At 61.4% G+C, this 13,926-nt stretch carries 14 protein-coding genes and 1 other RNA gene; 4 read left to right on the plus strand and 11 right to left on the minus strand.

The features are described from left to right. Positions 1-4 precede the first annotated feature (4 nt). From mraY to rsmI, 9 genes are all read right to left on the minus strand, one after another. Complete coding sequence (mraY, locus tag ACTJK9_RS28315) at positions 5-1,087, minus strand: phospho-N-acetylmuramoyl-pentapeptide-transferase (protein WP_007956769.1); 1,083 nt, start codon at positions 1,085-1,087, stop codon at positions 5-7. Next, positions 1,087-2,454, minus strand: coding sequence for a UDP-N-acetylmuramoyl-tripeptide--D-alanyl-D-alanine ligase (locus ACTJK9_RS28320; RefSeq protein ID WP_285414003.1), 1,368 nt, complete (start codon positions 2,452-2,454; stop codon positions 1,087-1,089). Before ACTJK9_RS28320 ends, mraY begins: the two co-directional genes overlap by 1 nt. Further along, a complete protein-coding gene (locus ACTJK9_RS28325; RefSeq protein WP_085610962.1) occupies positions 2,447-3,910 on the minus strand; it encodes a UDP-N-acetylmuramoyl-L-alanyl-D-glutamate--2,6-diaminopimelate ligase in 1,464 nt (487 codons plus the stop codon). The genes ACTJK9_RS28320 and ACTJK9_RS28325 overlap by 8 nt, the downstream gene beginning before the upstream one ends. Further along, on the minus strand, positions 3,910-5,649 hold the full coding sequence (locus tag ACTJK9_RS28330) for a peptidoglycan D,D-transpeptidase FtsI family protein (RefSeq protein WP_170844883.1): 1,740 nt from the start codon (positions 5,647-5,649) through the stop codon (positions 3,910-3,912). The genes ACTJK9_RS28325 and ACTJK9_RS28330 overlap by 1 nt, the downstream gene beginning before the upstream one ends. Next, positions 5,649-5,942 (minus strand): cell division protein FtsL, encoded by a 294-nt coding sequence (gene ftsL, locus ACTJK9_RS28335; RefSeq protein ID WP_007956777.1) that lies wholly within the window; start codon positions 5,940-5,942, stop codon positions 5,649-5,651. Before ftsL ends, ACTJK9_RS28330 begins: the two co-directional genes overlap by 1 nt. Continuing rightward, on the minus strand, positions 5,939-6,886 hold the full coding sequence (gene rsmH / locus ACTJK9_RS28340; protein ID WP_039766256.1) for a 16S rRNA (cytosine(1402)-N(4))-methyltransferase RsmH: 948 nt from the start codon (positions 6,884-6,886) through the stop codon (positions 5,939-5,941). The genes ftsL and rsmH overlap by 4 nt, the downstream gene beginning before the upstream one ends. Next, positions 6,883-7,338 carry a division/cell wall cluster transcriptional repressor MraZ gene (gene mraZ, locus ACTJK9_RS28345; protein ID WP_007917012.1) on the minus strand — a complete coding sequence of 152 codons (456 nt, stop codon included), beginning with the start codon at positions 7,336-7,338 and terminating at the stop codon, positions 6,883-6,885. Before mraZ ends, rsmH begins: the two co-directional genes overlap by 4 nt. Before the next feature lie 403 nt (positions 7,339-7,741). Next, positions 7,742-8,095, minus strand: an RNA gene (rnpB, locus tag ACTJK9_RS28350) — RNase P RNA component class A. Between the two features lie 73 nt (positions 8,096-8,168). After that, entirely contained in the window at positions 8,169-9,074 is a 906-nt protein-coding gene (rsmI, locus tag ACTJK9_RS28355; protein WP_085610963.1) for a 16S rRNA (cytidine(1402)-2'-O)-methyltransferase, read from the minus strand. Between the two features lie 177 nt (positions 9,075-9,251). Between rsmI and ACTJK9_RS28360 the strand changes: the two genes are divergently transcribed. From ACTJK9_RS28360 to ACTJK9_RS28375, 4 genes are all read left to right on the plus strand, one after another. Beyond that, the gene (locus ACTJK9_RS28360) at positions 9,252-11,063 is read left to right on the plus strand and encodes a penicillin-binding protein activator (protein WP_440817643.1); all 1,812 of its coding nucleotides are present in this window, start codon (positions 9,252-9,254) and stop codon (positions 11,061-11,063) included. Beyond that, positions 11,063-11,425, plus strand: a complete 363-nt coding sequence (locus ACTJK9_RS28365) for a YraN family protein (RefSeq protein WP_064599309.1) — start codon at positions 11,063-11,065, stop codon at positions 11,423-11,425. The genes ACTJK9_RS28360 and ACTJK9_RS28365 overlap by 1 nt, the downstream gene beginning before the upstream one ends. A gap of 102 nt (positions 11,426-11,527) precedes the next feature. Continuing rightward, positions 11,528-12,121: a phosphoheptose isomerase gene (locus tag ACTJK9_RS28370; RefSeq protein ID WP_007928463.1), complete on the plus strand. Its 594-nt coding sequence runs from the start codon at positions 11,528-11,530 to the stop codon at positions 12,119-12,121. Next, positions 12,118-12,696, plus strand: coding sequence for a BON domain-containing protein (locus ACTJK9_RS28375; RefSeq protein ID WP_011335871.1), 579 nt, complete (start codon positions 12,118-12,120; stop codon positions 12,694-12,696). The genes ACTJK9_RS28370 and ACTJK9_RS28375 overlap by 4 nt, the downstream gene beginning before the upstream one ends. A gap of 98 nt (positions 12,697-12,794) precedes the next feature. Here ACTJK9_RS28375 and ACTJK9_RS28380 read toward each other — a convergent pair whose 3' ends face one another. Continuing rightward, positions 12,795-13,208, minus strand: coding sequence for a ClpXP protease specificity-enhancing factor (locus ACTJK9_RS28380; RefSeq protein ID WP_007956787.1), 414 nt, complete (start codon positions 13,206-13,208; stop codon positions 12,795-12,797). A 16-nt stretch (positions 13,209-13,224) separates the two neighbouring features. After that, positions 13,225-13,842: a glutathione S-transferase N-terminal domain-containing protein gene (locus ACTJK9_RS28385; protein WP_011335872.1), complete on the minus strand. Its 618-nt coding sequence runs from the start codon at positions 13,840-13,842 to the stop codon at positions 13,225-13,227. Positions 13,843-13,926: the final 84 nt, after the last annotated feature.

Raw genomic sequence — 13,926 nt, forward strand, 5'->3', positions numbered from 1 at the left:
CGTTCTACCTCAGCTTCAGGGTGGCAAGGCCGATCAGCACGAGAATCACGGTGATGATCCAGAAACGGACGATCACGCGCGGCTCGGGCCAGCCCTTGAGTTCAAAGTGGTGGTGAATCGGTGCCATGCGGAACACACGGCGACCGGTCAGCTTAAAGGACGCAACCTGAATGACGACTGACAGGGTTTCCATCACGAACACGCCGCCCATGATGAACAGGACGATTTCCTGACGGACGATCACCGCGATGGTGCCCAGGGCCGCGCCCAGCGCCAGTGCGCCGACGTCGCCCATGAAGACTTGTGCCGGGTAGGTGTTGAACCACAGGAAACCCAAGCCGGCACCGATCAATGCACCGCAGAACACGATCAACTCGCCTGCGCCCGGTACGTAAGGAATCAGCAGGTATTCAGCGAATTTCACGTTACCCGACAGGTAGCAGAAGATGCCCAGGCCACCGCCCACCATCACGGTCGGCATGATCGCCAGGCCGTCGAGGCCGTCGGTGAGGTTGACCGCGTTGCTCGAGCCAACGATCACAAAGTACGTCAGCACGATGAAGCCTGCGCCCAGCGGAATGCTGTAGTCCTTGAGCATCGGCAGGATCAGGGTGGTTTCCACCGGTGTGCTGGCCGTCATATAAAGGAAGATTGCCGCGCCGAGGCCGAACACCGACTGCCAGAAATATTTCCAGCGGCTCGGCAGACCACGGGAGTTCTTCTCGATCACCTTGCGGTAGTCGTCGACCCAGCCGATGGCGCCGAACAGCAGGGTCACCAGCAGCACGACCCACACGTAGCGGTTGCTCAGGTCAGCCCAAAGCAAAGTGCTGACGCCGATCGAAGACAGAATCAGCGCACCGCCCATGGTCGGCGTACCGGATTTGGACAGGTGCGATTGCGGGCCGTCGTTACGAACCGATTGGCCGATCTGACGGTTCTGCAGGGTGCGGATCATCCACGGGCCGTAGCACAGCGACAAGACCAGCGCGGTCAGCACACCGAGGATCCCGCGCAGGGTCAGGTACTGGAAGACCGCGAAGCCTTTGTAGAACTGTTGCAGATACTCCGCTAGCAGCAGCAGCATTAATGTTTCTCCAGACTGGACCCGCACAGGGCCGCAACGATGTTTTCCATCGCTGCGCTGCGCGAACCCTTGATCAAAATGGTGGTGTTTGTGTCCTGCTCGGCGCCGAGGGCCTGGATCAGTTCGGCTTGTGTGCCGAAGTGCTGCGCCTCGTTACCGAATGCGTTCACGGCGTGGACCATGTTCGGCCCGACAGCGTAAAGCGCGGAAACCTTGCCCCGGGCGTATTCGCCCACGTCGCGGTGCCCCTGCTCCGCCCAGTCGCCCAACTCGCCGATATCCCCGAGCACCAGAACGGTGCGGCCGGAAAAGCCGGCGAGTATATCAACGGCCGCGCACATCGAGGTGGGGTTCGCGTTGTAAGTGTCATCGATCACGCGCATGCCGTTTTTCGCCAGTTGCGCGACGGTGCGACCCTTGACCGGTTGTACCGCGCCAAGCCCGGTGGCAATGCCGAACAGCGACACGCCCAGGGCGTGAGCGGCAGCGGCGGCGGCCATGGCGTTGGCGACGTTGTGGGTGCCGAGCAGGTTCAGTTGAACCCGTTCCACACCTTCAGGAGTGTGAAGGTTGAACGCCGGGCAACCACGGGCATCGGTGGCCAGGTCGCTGGCGTAAAAATCCGCCTGAGTGTTGCTCAGGGCAAACGTCAGCACCTTGCGCGCGCCGGCGCGGGTTTTCCAGATACCAAACGCCTTGTCATCGAGGTTCAGCACGGCGACGCCATCGGCCGCCAGCCCGTCGATGATCTCGCCCTTGGCTTCGACGATTTTTTCCGGACCGCCGAACTCACCGACGTGGGCGGTCCCGGCGTTGTTGAGGATTGCCACGTGCGGCTTGGTCAGCCCCACGGTGTAGGCGATTTCACCCAGACGCGAGGCGCCCAGTTCGATCACCGCCGCGCTGTGTTCCGGGGCGAGTTCGAGCAGGGTCAGCGGCGCACCCAGATCGTTATTCAGGTTGCCACGGGTCGCCAGCACCGGACCGCGTGTGCGCAGGATGCTTGCGAGCATTTCCTTGACCGTGGTCTTGCCACTGGAGCCGGTAACCGCAGCGACCGGTTTGGTGAACGCGGCACGGTTCAAGGCACCCAACTGGCCGAGCGCCTGGCGAGTGTCCTTGACCAGCAATTGCGGCAGCGTGCTGTCGGCGACTTCGCGCTCGACCAATGCAGCAACGGCGCCTTTGGCGGCGACTTCATTCAGATAGTCATGACCGTCGAAACGCGGGCCGGTCAGGGCGATAAACAGTTGGCCAGCCTTGATCGCGCGGCTGTCGATGCTCACGCCGTCAAAACTGGCGTCGGCGCTGATCAGGCGGGCGTCGAGCGCGCTGGTCAGCTCGCTGAGTTTCAGGGCCTTAAGCATGGGCCACCTCCCACGCGGTCAGGGCGTGATCCGCCTCGACCAGATCAGAGAATGCATGGCGCTCGCCGTTGATTTCCTGATAGTCCTCGTGACCTTTGCCGGCCAGAACGATCACGTCATCCGCCGAAGCGCCGGCAATCAGTTGCGCGATGGCCTGGCCACGACCGGCCACGAACGTCACCTTGTCCACAGCCGTGAAGCCGGCGCGGATATCATCGAAAATCACCGCCGGGTCTTCGGTGCGCGGATTGTCATCGGTGACCAGCACGCGGTCGGCCAGACGCTCGACCACTTCAGCCATCAGCGGACGCTTGCCGCGATCGCGATCACCGCCGCAGCCGAACAGGCACAGCAATTGGCCTTTGACGTGCGGGCGCAATGCGGTCAGCACTTTTTCCAGCGCGTCCGGAGTGTGGGCGTAATCGACCACCACCAGCGGCTGAGTGCCGCCGCCGAGACGCTGCATGCGTCCGGCCGGGCCTTCGAGTTTCGGCAGCACCTTGAGGATTTCGTCGAGGGCGTAGTCGAGACCGAGCAATGCACCGACGGCGGCCAGTACGTTGCTCAGGTTGAAACGGCCGAGCAGCGTGCTGCGCAGATGGCGTTCGCCTTGCGGCGTGACCAGCGTGGCGCGCACGCCTTCGTCGTCGAACTGCGCTTCACGCACATAGAGATAGGCGCTGCTGTCGAGCAGGCTGTAAGTGATCAAACGTGACTCGCGCTTTTCAGCGGCCAGTTGCCGGCCGAAATCGTCGTCGAGGTTGACCACGCGGCACTTCAGGTCATTCCAGGCGAACAGCCGGGCCTTGGCCTCGGCGTACGCTTCCATGGTGCCGTGGTAATCGAGGTGATCGCGGGACAGGTTGGTCATCACTGCCACATCGAATGCCAGCGCGGTAACCCGGCCCTGATCCAGACCGTGGGACGAGACTTCCATGGCCACGGCTTTGGCGCCGGCCTTTTTCAGGTCGCCCAAGGTCGCTTGCATGGCAATCGGATTCGGCGTGGTGTGCAGGCCGCTTTGCAGCGAACCGTGGAAACCGGAGCCAAGGGTGCCGACGATACCGCAATGCTGACCGAGCAGATCCAGCGCCTGCGCCACCAACTGGGTCACGCTGGTCTTGCCGTTGGTGCCGGTCACGCCGATCAGGTTCAGGTGATGGCTCGGCTCACCGTAAAAACGCCCGGCGATGTCCGAAAGCTGCGCCGCCAGCCCCTTGACCGGAATCAGCGGCACTTCGGTGATCGGCAGCACCGTTGCGCCTTCCACTTCATAGGCCACGGCAGCAGCACCGCGCTGCAAGGCGTCGGCGATGTGCGCACGCCCGTCGAACTTGCCGCCCGGCACCGCGAGGAACAGATCACCCGCGCGTACATTGCGACTGTCGAGCGCCAGTTCACGGATCAACAGATCGTGGCCGGCGTGGGGGAAAATCTTGTTCAGACTCAGAGACATCAGCCGCGCCCTCCATTGGCTTTCAGCGGAACGACCGGGGTGGCGTTGGCCTGTTGTGTGGTTGGCAGGTTGTCCGGGGTGACATTCATCAGGCGCAGGGTGCCCGACATCACACGGCTGAACACCGGCGCCGAGACCAGGCCACCGAAGTAACCGGCCTTGGTCGGTTCATCGATCACCACGACGATTGCATAACGTGGATCGCTCATCGGGCCGAAACCGGCGAACAGCGAGCGATAAGAGTTTTCGGCGTAGCCCTTGGTGCCGACCGACGTTTTACGCGCGGTACCGGACTTGCCGCCCACGTGATACGCCGGCACCTGCGCACGGAACACGCCGCGCGGGGCCTCGATCACTTGTTGCAGCATGCCTTGCATGGTCTTGGCGACGGCTTCCGGCAGCACCTGGGTGGTCTGCGGCGCCTTGTCGGTTTTGATCAGGGTCAGCGGTGCGAGACGACCGTTGTTGGCCAGCGCCGAGAACGCGTGCACCAGCTGGATCGCAGTCACCGAAATACCGTAGCCGTAGGACAGCGTTGCGGTCTCGGCCTTGCGCCACTCGCGGTAGTTCGGCAGGTTGCCGACACGTTCGCCCGGGAAGCCGAGGCCGGTGTCCTGGCCGAGGCCGACTTTCTGTGCGAGGCGGAAAATGGTTTCGCCGCCGATATCGAACGCGACCTTGCTCATGCCGACGTTACTGGAATTGATCAGAATGCCGGTCAGGTCGAGCACCGGACCTTCGGTCTTCGATACGTCCTTGATCGTGTATTTGCCGATCTGCAGGGAGCCCGGATACACCTCGACGGTGTCGCTCGGTTTCCAGCGGCCGGTTTCGATCGCGGCGCTCATCGAGATCGCCTTCATGGTCGAACCGGGTTCGAACACGTCGATCATCGCGCGGTTACGCATCATCGCCGGCTGCAGGTTGCGACGGTTGTTCGGGTTGTAGGTCGGCTGGTTGACCATGGCGAGAATCTCGCCGGTCTTCACGTCCATGATCACCAGACTGCCGGCTTTCGCACCGTTCTCAATGATCGCGTTGCGCAGTTCGCGGTTGGCCAGGTATTGCAGGCGCAGGTCAATCGACAACGCCAAGGGCTTGCCGGCCTTGGCGTTTTTGGTGACCTGGACATCCTTGATCAGCCGTCCACGCCGATCCTTGATGACTTGCCGCTTGCCGGGTACGCCGGCCAGCCATTCGTCGTAGGCCAGTTCGACACCTTCACGACCGTGGTCATCGATGTCGGTGAACCCGACCATGTGCGCGGTGACTTCACCGGCCGGGTAGAACCGGCGGAACTCTTCGATGCCGTAGACGCCCGGCACTTTCAGGTCGAGCACGGCCTGGCCCTGCTCGGGGGTCAACCCGCGCACCAGATAAATGAATTCTTTGTTGGCCTGGGCTTCGAGACGTTCGGCCAGGGCTTTCGGATCCTGCCCCAGCGCGGCGGCCAGTGCCGGCCACTTCTCTTTGGCGGTCTGCATTTCCTTGGCGTTGGCCCACAGCGTGGTCACCGGGGTACTCACGGCCAGCGGCTCGCCGTTACGGTCGGTGATCAGACCACGGTGAGCCGGAATCGGAATGTGCCGAAGACTGCGCGCGTCGCCCTGGCCTTTGAGGAAGTCTCGGTCAACCACTTGCAGGTCGATGATGCGCCAGCAGATGGCCGCGACCATCACGCCGAGCAGTGCCACCATCAGACGGAAGCGCCACGGGAAAAGAGCCCCCTCGAGTTTCATCATGGCGCCACCATCTTCACGTCAGCCGCGCCGGGGATGTGCATCTTCAGTTGTTCGGTGGCCAGTACTTCGATCCGGCTGTGGGCGGTCCAGGTGCTTTGCTCCAGGATCAGGCGCCCCCATTCGGCCTGCGCCTTGTCGCGCACGCTCAGTTCGTTGTAAAGGGTGTTGAGCAACTGCCGGTTCCAGTGGGCGCTGTAAGACACGCCGATGGCCGACACGAGCACGCCGATGAACAACAGCAGCATGAAAAAGCTGCCGCCGGGCAGTGGCTTGGCGAAAAGCTTGCTCACCGCAGCTTCTCCGCGACGCGCATGACGGCGCTTCGGGAACGTGGGTTGGCTTTGAGTTCGGCGTCGGAGGCCGTCTGCGCTTTGCCATGGACTTTGATTTTCGGTTCGAACGCAACGTGGCGAACCGGCAGGTTGCGCGGCAGGTTGTCGGCTTCGCCTTTCACCAGCTTGCGCATGAACAGTTTGACGATACGGTCTTCCAGCGAGTGGAAGCTGATCACGACCAGACGACCGCCCACTTCCAGGCATTCGAGCGCGGCTTCAAGACCCGCTTCCAGATCGCCCAGTTCGTTGTTGACGTGAATGCGCAGGCCTTGGAAGGCTCGGGTTGCCGGGTTCTTGCCCTTTTCCCATGCCGGGTTGGCGACTTTCAGGACTTCGGCCAGATCGGCGGTGCGCTCGAACGGCGTAATGTCACGACGCTCGGCCACGGCACGGGCCATGCGACCGGAGAAACGTTCTTCGCCGTATTCCTTGAACACACGGGCGATTTCTTCCACCGGCGCGGTGTTGACGAACTCGGCGGCGCTGATGCCACGGGACGGATCCATGCGCATGTCCAGCGGACCGTCGTTGAGGAAGCTGAAGCCGCGCTCGGCATCATCGAGCTGCGGCGAAGACACGCCCAGATCCAGCAGAATGCCGCTGACTTTGCCGGCCAGACCCTGCTCGGCAACCACCGAACCGAGCTCGGCAAAGCTGCGCTGCACAACGACAAAGCGGCCGTCTTCGGCCGCTAGCGTTTGCCCGGTGGCAATCGCTTGAGGATCCTTGTCGAATCCGATGAGCCGACCATCCGGCCCGAGCTTGCTCAGGATCAACCGGCTGTGCCCGCCGCGCCCGAACGTGCCGTCCAGATAGCAGCCATCAGGACGTACGGCGAGAGCCTCGACGGCTTCGTCAAGCAGTACGGTGATGTGGTTAAAGCCGCTATCAATAGTCACAGGATCAGATCACGCAGTTCGTCAGGCATGGCGCCCGGTTGTTGTATGGCAGCCAGGTCAGCGGCAGAAACCGCGTTCCAGGCATCTTCGTCCCACAGTTGGAACTTGTTCAGTTGGCCCACCAGCATCGCGCGCTTGTCGAGTTTCGCGTATTCGCGCAGGCGCGGCGGCACCAGGAAACGACCACTGCCGTCGAGCTCGAGGTCAACGGCATTACCAATCAATAAACGTTGCAGACGACGGTTCTCTTCGCGAAGCGAAGGAAGCGCGCGCAACTTGGTTTCAATAATTTCCCACTCATCGAGCGGGTAGACACACAAACATGGATCAACGGCATCAATGGTCACGATCAACTGGCCGGAGCTGCGCGAATCGAGCTCGTCACGGTACCGGCTCGGCATGGCGAGACGGCCCTTTGCATCGAGACTGATAGCGTTAGCTCCGCGAAACACGTCTGCGTTTCTCCAATTTTTATCGTTTTGAGCTCAAAAAACCCACTTCATGCCACTTTCCGCCACTTGCGCACACTATAGGAATGCGCCCACCACACCGTCAAGGCGCGGATTAAAGGAAAACCCTTACAGAACGGAGATTTAGGAGCATAAAAGGAGGAGCAACGAGAATCTGGCGGATGCTTTTATCCAATAACTTGAAGCAGCACTGAAAGCTGCGCTCGAAAGTTAAAGTAATTTGTTAAGAGTAAGATTTTTTCGGTATTACAAAAGCGCTTCTGCTGTTGATTGAAGCAAGGTGGGAAATGGCTATTACTGCGTTTGCCGCTGCCGGGTTTCCAGCGCAGGCCTGCTGATAATAAACAGCCCTGTCGCCTTTAATTCAAGCAGGGAAAAGAAAAAGGTGGAGAGTCGATCTGTAAGCCGGGTTCTGTCTTGAACAGTCATTCGTCTACGATGGCCATCACTGGACATCTTTAGCAACCTACCCGGTCCCAGCGCGGGCCACGCCTTGGGACCCTATTTGGTCTTGCTCCAAGTGGGGTTTACCTAGCCACGAACTGTTGCCAGACGTGCGGTGCGCTCTTACCGCACCTTTTCACCCTTACCGGCGCCGAAGCGCTTAGGCGGTTATTTTCTGTGGCACTTTCCGTAGGCTCACGCCTCCCAGGCATTACCTGGCACTTCGCCCTATGGAGCCCGGACTTTCCTCCCCCCCCTAATTTTCATAGAGGGCAGCGACTGTCCGATCGACTCTCCGCCGCGCAGGTTAACGGCAGAGCGGCCGAAGAACAAGCGCTAATAGCCCGCAAACCGGTCTGCGCGACGGGTTACGCGCCTTTTTGCTGATCCAGTGCCACTTGGTACAACACGTTTTTGCGCTCACCGGTGATTTGCGCTGCCAGGGCCGCCGCGCGCTTGAGCGGCATCTCTTCCAGCAACAGATTGAGGATGCGCATCGCCTCACTGCTGACAGCGTCTTCGGATTCCGGCGCGGTCCAGCCCGCCACCACCACGACGCATTCGCCACGCTGCTGATTGCTGTCGGCCTCGACGAATGCCCGCAACTCGCTCAGCGGCAATCCCTTGAGCGTTTCAAAGGTCTTGGTGATTTCACGAGCGAGCAACGCAGGGCGATCAGCGCCGAACACTGCCTCCATATCCTGCAGACATTCCAGAATGCGATGCGGCGCCTCGTAGAAAATCAGCGTGCGCGGTTCTTCCTTGATCGCTTCCAGGCGCGCCTTGCGCCCCACCGCCTTGGCCGGCAGAAAACCCTCGAAGATAAAGCGGTCGGACGGCAGACCGGCAGCCGACAACGCCGCGATCAATGCGCACGCACCTGGCACCGGCACCACATTGATCCCCGCAGCACGAGCCTGCCGTACCAGGTGATAACCGGGATCGGAAATCAGCGGCGTACCGGCATCGGAAATCAGCGCGACGTTGTCACCTGCCAAAAGACGGGTGATGAAACGACTGCCTTCGTCCCGCTCGTTGTGCTCATGACAGGCTGCCAGCGGCGTGGAAATGCCGAAGTGCTGCATCAGGCGCTGGGAGTGGCGCGTATCTTCGGCGGCGATCAGCGCCACCTCGCGCAGGATCTTCAACGCCCGGGCGCTGATGTCATCCAGGTTGCCGATGGGCGTCGCCACCACATAAAGCGAGCCCGCAGCGGAATTCAAAGGACCTGGAGCAGTCAAAGCGCACACCTCATGATCGTTAAAAGCCGCCATTGTAGCGCGTCGTGCGCCGGACGATGCGTCCGGGTCGGACACGGTTTGTCGCACCATTGTGAGGCTGCGCACTCTTTGTATCAGCTAAATTGACGGTTTCACGCCAGTAACATCGCGCCCCGGCCAGTGCTTGGGTACAATTCGACGCTAATTTGATCGAGTATCAGGAACACTTACATGATCGCTTGCCTGCGGCTGTTCACTGCCCTCTGCCTCGCTGCCTTGCTGGCGGCTTGCGCCAGCTCCCCTTCCTCCAGCCTTGGCGAACTTCCACGGACCCCGGATGCCAGTATCGAGCAACTGCTCGAACAGGCTGCCCAGGCCAAATCGCCGGACAAGGCTGCGCTGCTGCGCCTGAGTGCGGCAGACATGGCGTACCGCCAAGGCAATGCCGGACAGTCCGCGCAAATCCTGCAGCAAGTGCCGATGGAACAACTCCAGCCGGGCCAGCAGGCATTCGCCAGCACCCTGTCTGCTGAACTGGCCATGACCCGCAATCAGCCGAAAGCCGCGCTGACCGCCCTGAGCCACCCAAGCCTGCAACGCCTGAGCGAAATGTCGGTGCCGCTGCAAGTTCGCGCCGGTACCGTTCACGCCCGCGCCCTTGAAGCTGACGGCCAGACGCTGGCCGCCGCCCGCGAGCGCATCTTCATCGCGCCGATGCTGGAAGGCGAAGCCGCCAGCAAGAACCACGAAGCGATCTGGACCCTGATTGCGTCGCTGCCGGCCGATCAACTGCAAGCGAACACCACCGATGACCTTGGCGGCTGGATGAGCCTGGCTCTGGCAGTGAAAACCGCCGGCACCCTGGAGCAACAGCAAGCCGCCATCGACAAATGGCGCAACCAGCATCCGAAACACCCAGCTGCAATCAACCTGCCGCTGCCCCTGACCAAACTCAAGGAGCTGGCTAGCCAGCCTCTGAGCAAGATTGCCCTGCTGTTGCCACAGGACGGCCAGTTGGCCTCGGTCGGCAAGGCCCTGCGTGACGGCTTCATGGCCGCGCACTATCAGGCTCAGCAAGCCGGCCAGAAACCACCGGCCATCGAATTCTATGACAGCTCGAAACTGACCAACCTCGACGAGTTCTACCGCAAGGCCCAGGCCGATGGCGTGCAACTGGTCGTCGGCCCGCTGGAGAAGCCGCTGGTCAAACAGCTGAGCACTCGCCCGCAACTGCCGATCACCACCCTCGCTCTGAACTACAGCGAAGGTGACCAAGGCCCGGCGCAGCTGTTCCAGTTCGGCCTGGCCGCTGAAGACGAAGCCCGCGAAGTCTCCCGCCGCGCCCGTGCCGACGGCCTGCACCGCGCCGCCATCATGGTGCCGAAAGGCGAATGGGGCGACCGCGTCCTGCGCGCCTTCAGCCAGGACTGGCAAGCCAACGGCGGCAGCATCGTCGCCACCGAACGCGTCGATCAGCCAGTGCAACTGGCCCAGCAGATCGCCGACATGTTCCAGCTGCGTCAAAGCGAAGCTCGCGCCAAGAGCCTGCAGAATGCCGCCGGCACCAACGTTGCCGCCCAGCCTTCGCGTCGCCAGGACATCGAATTCATCTTCCTCGCCGCCACCCCACAACAGGCGCAGCAGATCAAGCCGACCCTGAACTTCCAGTACGCCGGTGACGTGCCGGTCTACGCGACCTCCCACGTGTTCAGCGCCAGCGGCGACGTGAACCAGTACAACGACATGAACGGCGTGCGTTTCTGCGAAACCCCGTGGCTGCTGGAAACCAGCGATCCGCTGCGTCAGCAGGTCACCGCGCAATGGCCGCAAGCCGCCGGCAGCCTGGGCCGCCTGTACGCGATGGGCGTTGACGCCTATCGCCTGGCGCCACGCCTGGACCAGCTCAAGGCACTGCCGGACAGCCGCATCGAAGGTCAGTCGGGCAGCCTGGGCATGACCCAGTCCCAGCGCGTTGTGCGTCAGTTGCCATGGGCGCAGTTCGTCAGCGGTCAGATCCAGCGTCTGCCGGACACTCCACGCTGATGCCCGACAGGTCACACCTGCAAAGCGGCAAGGATGCCGAGCGCCAGGCGCTCGAGCATCTGCAACACCAGGGTCTGCGCCTGCTGGCGCAGAACTGGTTATGCAAACGCGGTGAGCTTGATCTGGTCATGCTTGATGGCGATACAGTAGTATTCGTCGAAGTCCGTTACCGAAAGAACACTCAATGGGGTGGCGCACTCGACAGCATCGATGAGCGCAAACGGCAGAAACTGATTTTCGCCGCACAGTATTTTCTTCAGCGCGAGTCGCGTTGGGCCAATTCCCCCTGCCGCTTCGACGTGGTGGCCATCGACAGCCGCCACGGTCAGCTGAACTGGTTGCAGAATGCGTTCGACAGTTGACCGCCTGCTCCGACCCGGACACTTTCACTCAACACTTTTGCTCTTTGCTTTGCGGGCTGCACATTCACGTGCCGGACAGCCGCGCTAATTAAGGTCACACAGATGGACATGCAATCCCGAATTCGCCAGCTTTTCCAGGCCAGCATCGACACCAAGCAACAGGCGATGGACGTACTTGCACCGCACATCGAGCAAGCCAGCCAGGTGATGGTCAACGCCCTGCTCAACGAGGGCAAAATGCTCTCGTGCGGTAACGGCGGCTCGGCCGGCGATGCCCAGCACTTCTCCTCGGAACTGCTCAACCGTTTCGAGCGTGAGCGCCCGAGCCTGCCAGCCATCGCGCTGACCACCGACAGCTCGACCATCACCTCGATCGCCAACGACTACAGCTACAACGAAGTGTTCTCCAAGCAGATCCGCGCACTCGGCCAGCCGGGTGACGTGCTGCTGGCAATTTCGACCAGCGGCAACTCGGCGAACATTATTCAGGCGATCCAGGCCGCACATGATCGCGAAATGATTGTCGTAGCATTGACCGGACGCGATGGCGGCGGCATGGCTTCGCTGCTGCTGCCTGAAGACGTCGAGATTCGCGTACCGGCCAATGTCACCGCACGTATTCAGGAAGTCCACTTGCTGGCGATCCATTGCCTTTGCGATCTGATCGACAGCCAACTGTTCGGGAGTGAAGAATGACCCCTAATCGCCTTGGCCTTCTGGCCTTGACCCTGTGCCTCGGCATCAGCGGCTGCACCTCTGTGGTGAATGCCAGCCGTGAAGCGCCGATCGAAGACGACCGCGGTACCCGCACTTTCGGCAGCAAGATCGATGACTCGCTGATCGAAACCAAAGTCGGTGTCAACGTGGCCAAGGCCGATCCGGCCCTGGACAACGACTCGCACATCGTCGTCACCAGCTTCAACGGCGTTGTGCTGCTGGCCGGTCAGACCCCGCGCGCGGACCTCAAGGAGAAGGCCGAACAGGCCGCCGCCAACGTTCAGCGCGTGAAAAAGGTCCATAACGAACTGCAAGTGTTGCAGCCCTCCTCCCTGCTGGCCCGCCAGAACGATGCCTGGCTGACCACCAAGATCAAGACCCAGATGCTCACCGACGCCAGCATTCCCGGCTCGCGGATCAAGGTCGTGACCGAGAACGGCATCGTCTACCTGCTGGGCCTGCTGACCAAACAGGAAGCCGCCCAGGCGACCAACCTGGTGCAGGGCGTTTCCGGTGTGCAGAAGATTGTGAAGCTGTTCGAGTACATCGACTGAGAACGACTTGCCCTCGGTGGCGCTTACGAAAGCGCTATCGCGAGCAGGCTCGCTCCCACTGGCACAAAAAAGGCGATCCAACCGGATCGCCTTTTTTATTACTTCACCACTTTCAGGCTTGGCCGGCCGCTTGGGCGCGGCGGCTCGCTGTCCGGTGGCGGAACGTCGTCGTCCTGCTCGATCTCGTCCTCGTCATCCATCGGCGACTCGAGATCGAACACCATGCCCTGACCGTTTTCCCGGGCGTAGATGCCCAGGATTGCAGCAATCGGCACGTACAGACTATGCGGGACGCCGCCGAAGCGACCTTCGAAGGTCACAACGTCGTTGTCCATGTGCAAATGCCGCACGGCACTTGGCGAAATGTTCAGGACAATCTGCCCGTCGCTGGCAAATCCCTGTGGCACCTGCACCGCCGGGTACTCGGAATTGACCAGCATGTGCGGGGTGCAATCGTTATCTACAATCCACTCGTAGAGCGCGCGGACCAGATAAGGTCGACTGGAGTTCATAGCGGCTCCTTAAGCCTTAGCGCATGTCGCGTTCGACACCAGACAAACTCGCCTGGAATGCCTCACGCGCAAACTGACGCTCCATATAATCAAGCAGCGGCTTGGCCGGCCGCGGCAGTTCTATACCCAGAATCGGCAAACGCCAGAGTATTGGCAATAGGCAGCAATCCACCAGACTTTGTTCCTCACTGAGGAAAAACGGCTTGTCGGCAAACAGCGGCGACACGCCCGTCAGGCTTTCGCGCAATTCCTTGCGCGCCACGGCACGAGCCGCTTCCTTGGTGCGCGAATCCAGAATCAGATCCACCAGACCACACCAGTCGCGCTGAATACGATGAATCAGCAGACGGCTGTTGGCACGTGCCACCGGGTATACAGGCATCAACGGTGGATGCGGGTAACGCTCATCCAGATACTCCATCACCACGGTCGACTCCCACAACGCCAGGTCACGATCGACCAGCGTGGGCAGACTGCCGTAAGGGTTCACTTCAATCAGTTTAGGCGGCTGACGACCAGCCTCCACAAAAATGATTTCGGCGCTGACACCCTTCTCTGCAAGCACGATGCGCACTCGGTGGGAATAGTGGTCGGCGGGGTCGGAGTAACAGGCCAACCGATTGGTCACGCCCATGGCGATCCTCCTCGCTTGTTGAAATAGTCGGAGCCGGAAAAACGCGCGCGCCCAGAGGGCGCCTCCCGCAACGGCTGGTGAACC

Origin of the sequence: Pseudomonas sp. 22082, assembly GCF_052046055.1 — a bacterium.
GTDB classification, from domain to species: Bacteria; Pseudomonadota; Gammaproteobacteria; order Pseudomonadales; family Pseudomonadaceae; genus Aquipseudomonas; species Aquipseudomonas pharyngis.

What these genes read in the sequence shown, in the direction of transcription:
- mraY (WP_007956769.1), bottom strand. Translation starts at nt 1,087, where the DNA reads ATGCTGCTGCTGCTAGCGGAGTATCTGCAACAGTTCTACAAAGGCTTC.
- ACTJK9_RS28320 (WP_285414003.1), bottom strand. Translation starts at nt 2,454, where the DNA reads ATGCTTAAGGCCCTGAAACTCAGCGAGCTGACCAGCGCGCTCGACGCC.
- ACTJK9_RS28325 (WP_085610962.1), bottom strand. Translation starts at nt 3,910, where the DNA reads ATGTCTCTGAGTCTGAACAAGATTTTCCCCCACGCCGGCCACGATCTG.
- ACTJK9_RS28330 (WP_170844883.1), bottom strand. Translation starts at nt 5,649, where the DNA reads ATGAAACTCGAGGGGGCTCTTTTCCCGTGGCGCTTCCGTCTGATGGTG.
- rsmI (WP_085610963.1), bottom strand. Translation starts at nt 9,074, where the DNA reads ATGGCGGCTTTTAACGATCATGAGGTGTGCGCTTTGACTGCTCCAGGT.
- ACTJK9_RS28360 (WP_440817643.1), top strand. Translation starts at nt 9,252, where the DNA reads ATGATCGCTTGCCTGCGGCTGTTCACTGCCCTCTGCCTCGCTGCCTTG.
- ACTJK9_RS28365 (WP_064599309.1), top strand. Translation starts at nt 11,063, where the DNA reads ATGCCCGACAGGTCACACCTGCAAAGCGGCAAGGATGCCGAGCGCCAG.
- ACTJK9_RS28370 (WP_007928463.1), top strand. Translation starts at nt 11,528, where the DNA reads ATGGACATGCAATCCCGAATTCGCCAGCTTTTCCAGGCCAGCATCGAC.
- ACTJK9_RS28375 (WP_011335871.1), top strand. Translation starts at nt 12,118, where the DNA reads ATGACCCCTAATCGCCTTGGCCTTCTGGCCTTGACCCTGTGCCTCGGC.
- ACTJK9_RS28380 (WP_007956787.1), bottom strand. Translation starts at nt 13,208, where the DNA reads ATGAACTCCAGTCGACCTTATCTGGTCCGCGCGCTCTACGAGTGGATT.
- ACTJK9_RS28385 (WP_011335872.1), bottom strand. Translation starts at nt 13,842, where the DNA reads ATGGGCGTGACCAATCGGTTGGCCTGTTACTCCGACCCCGCCGACCAC.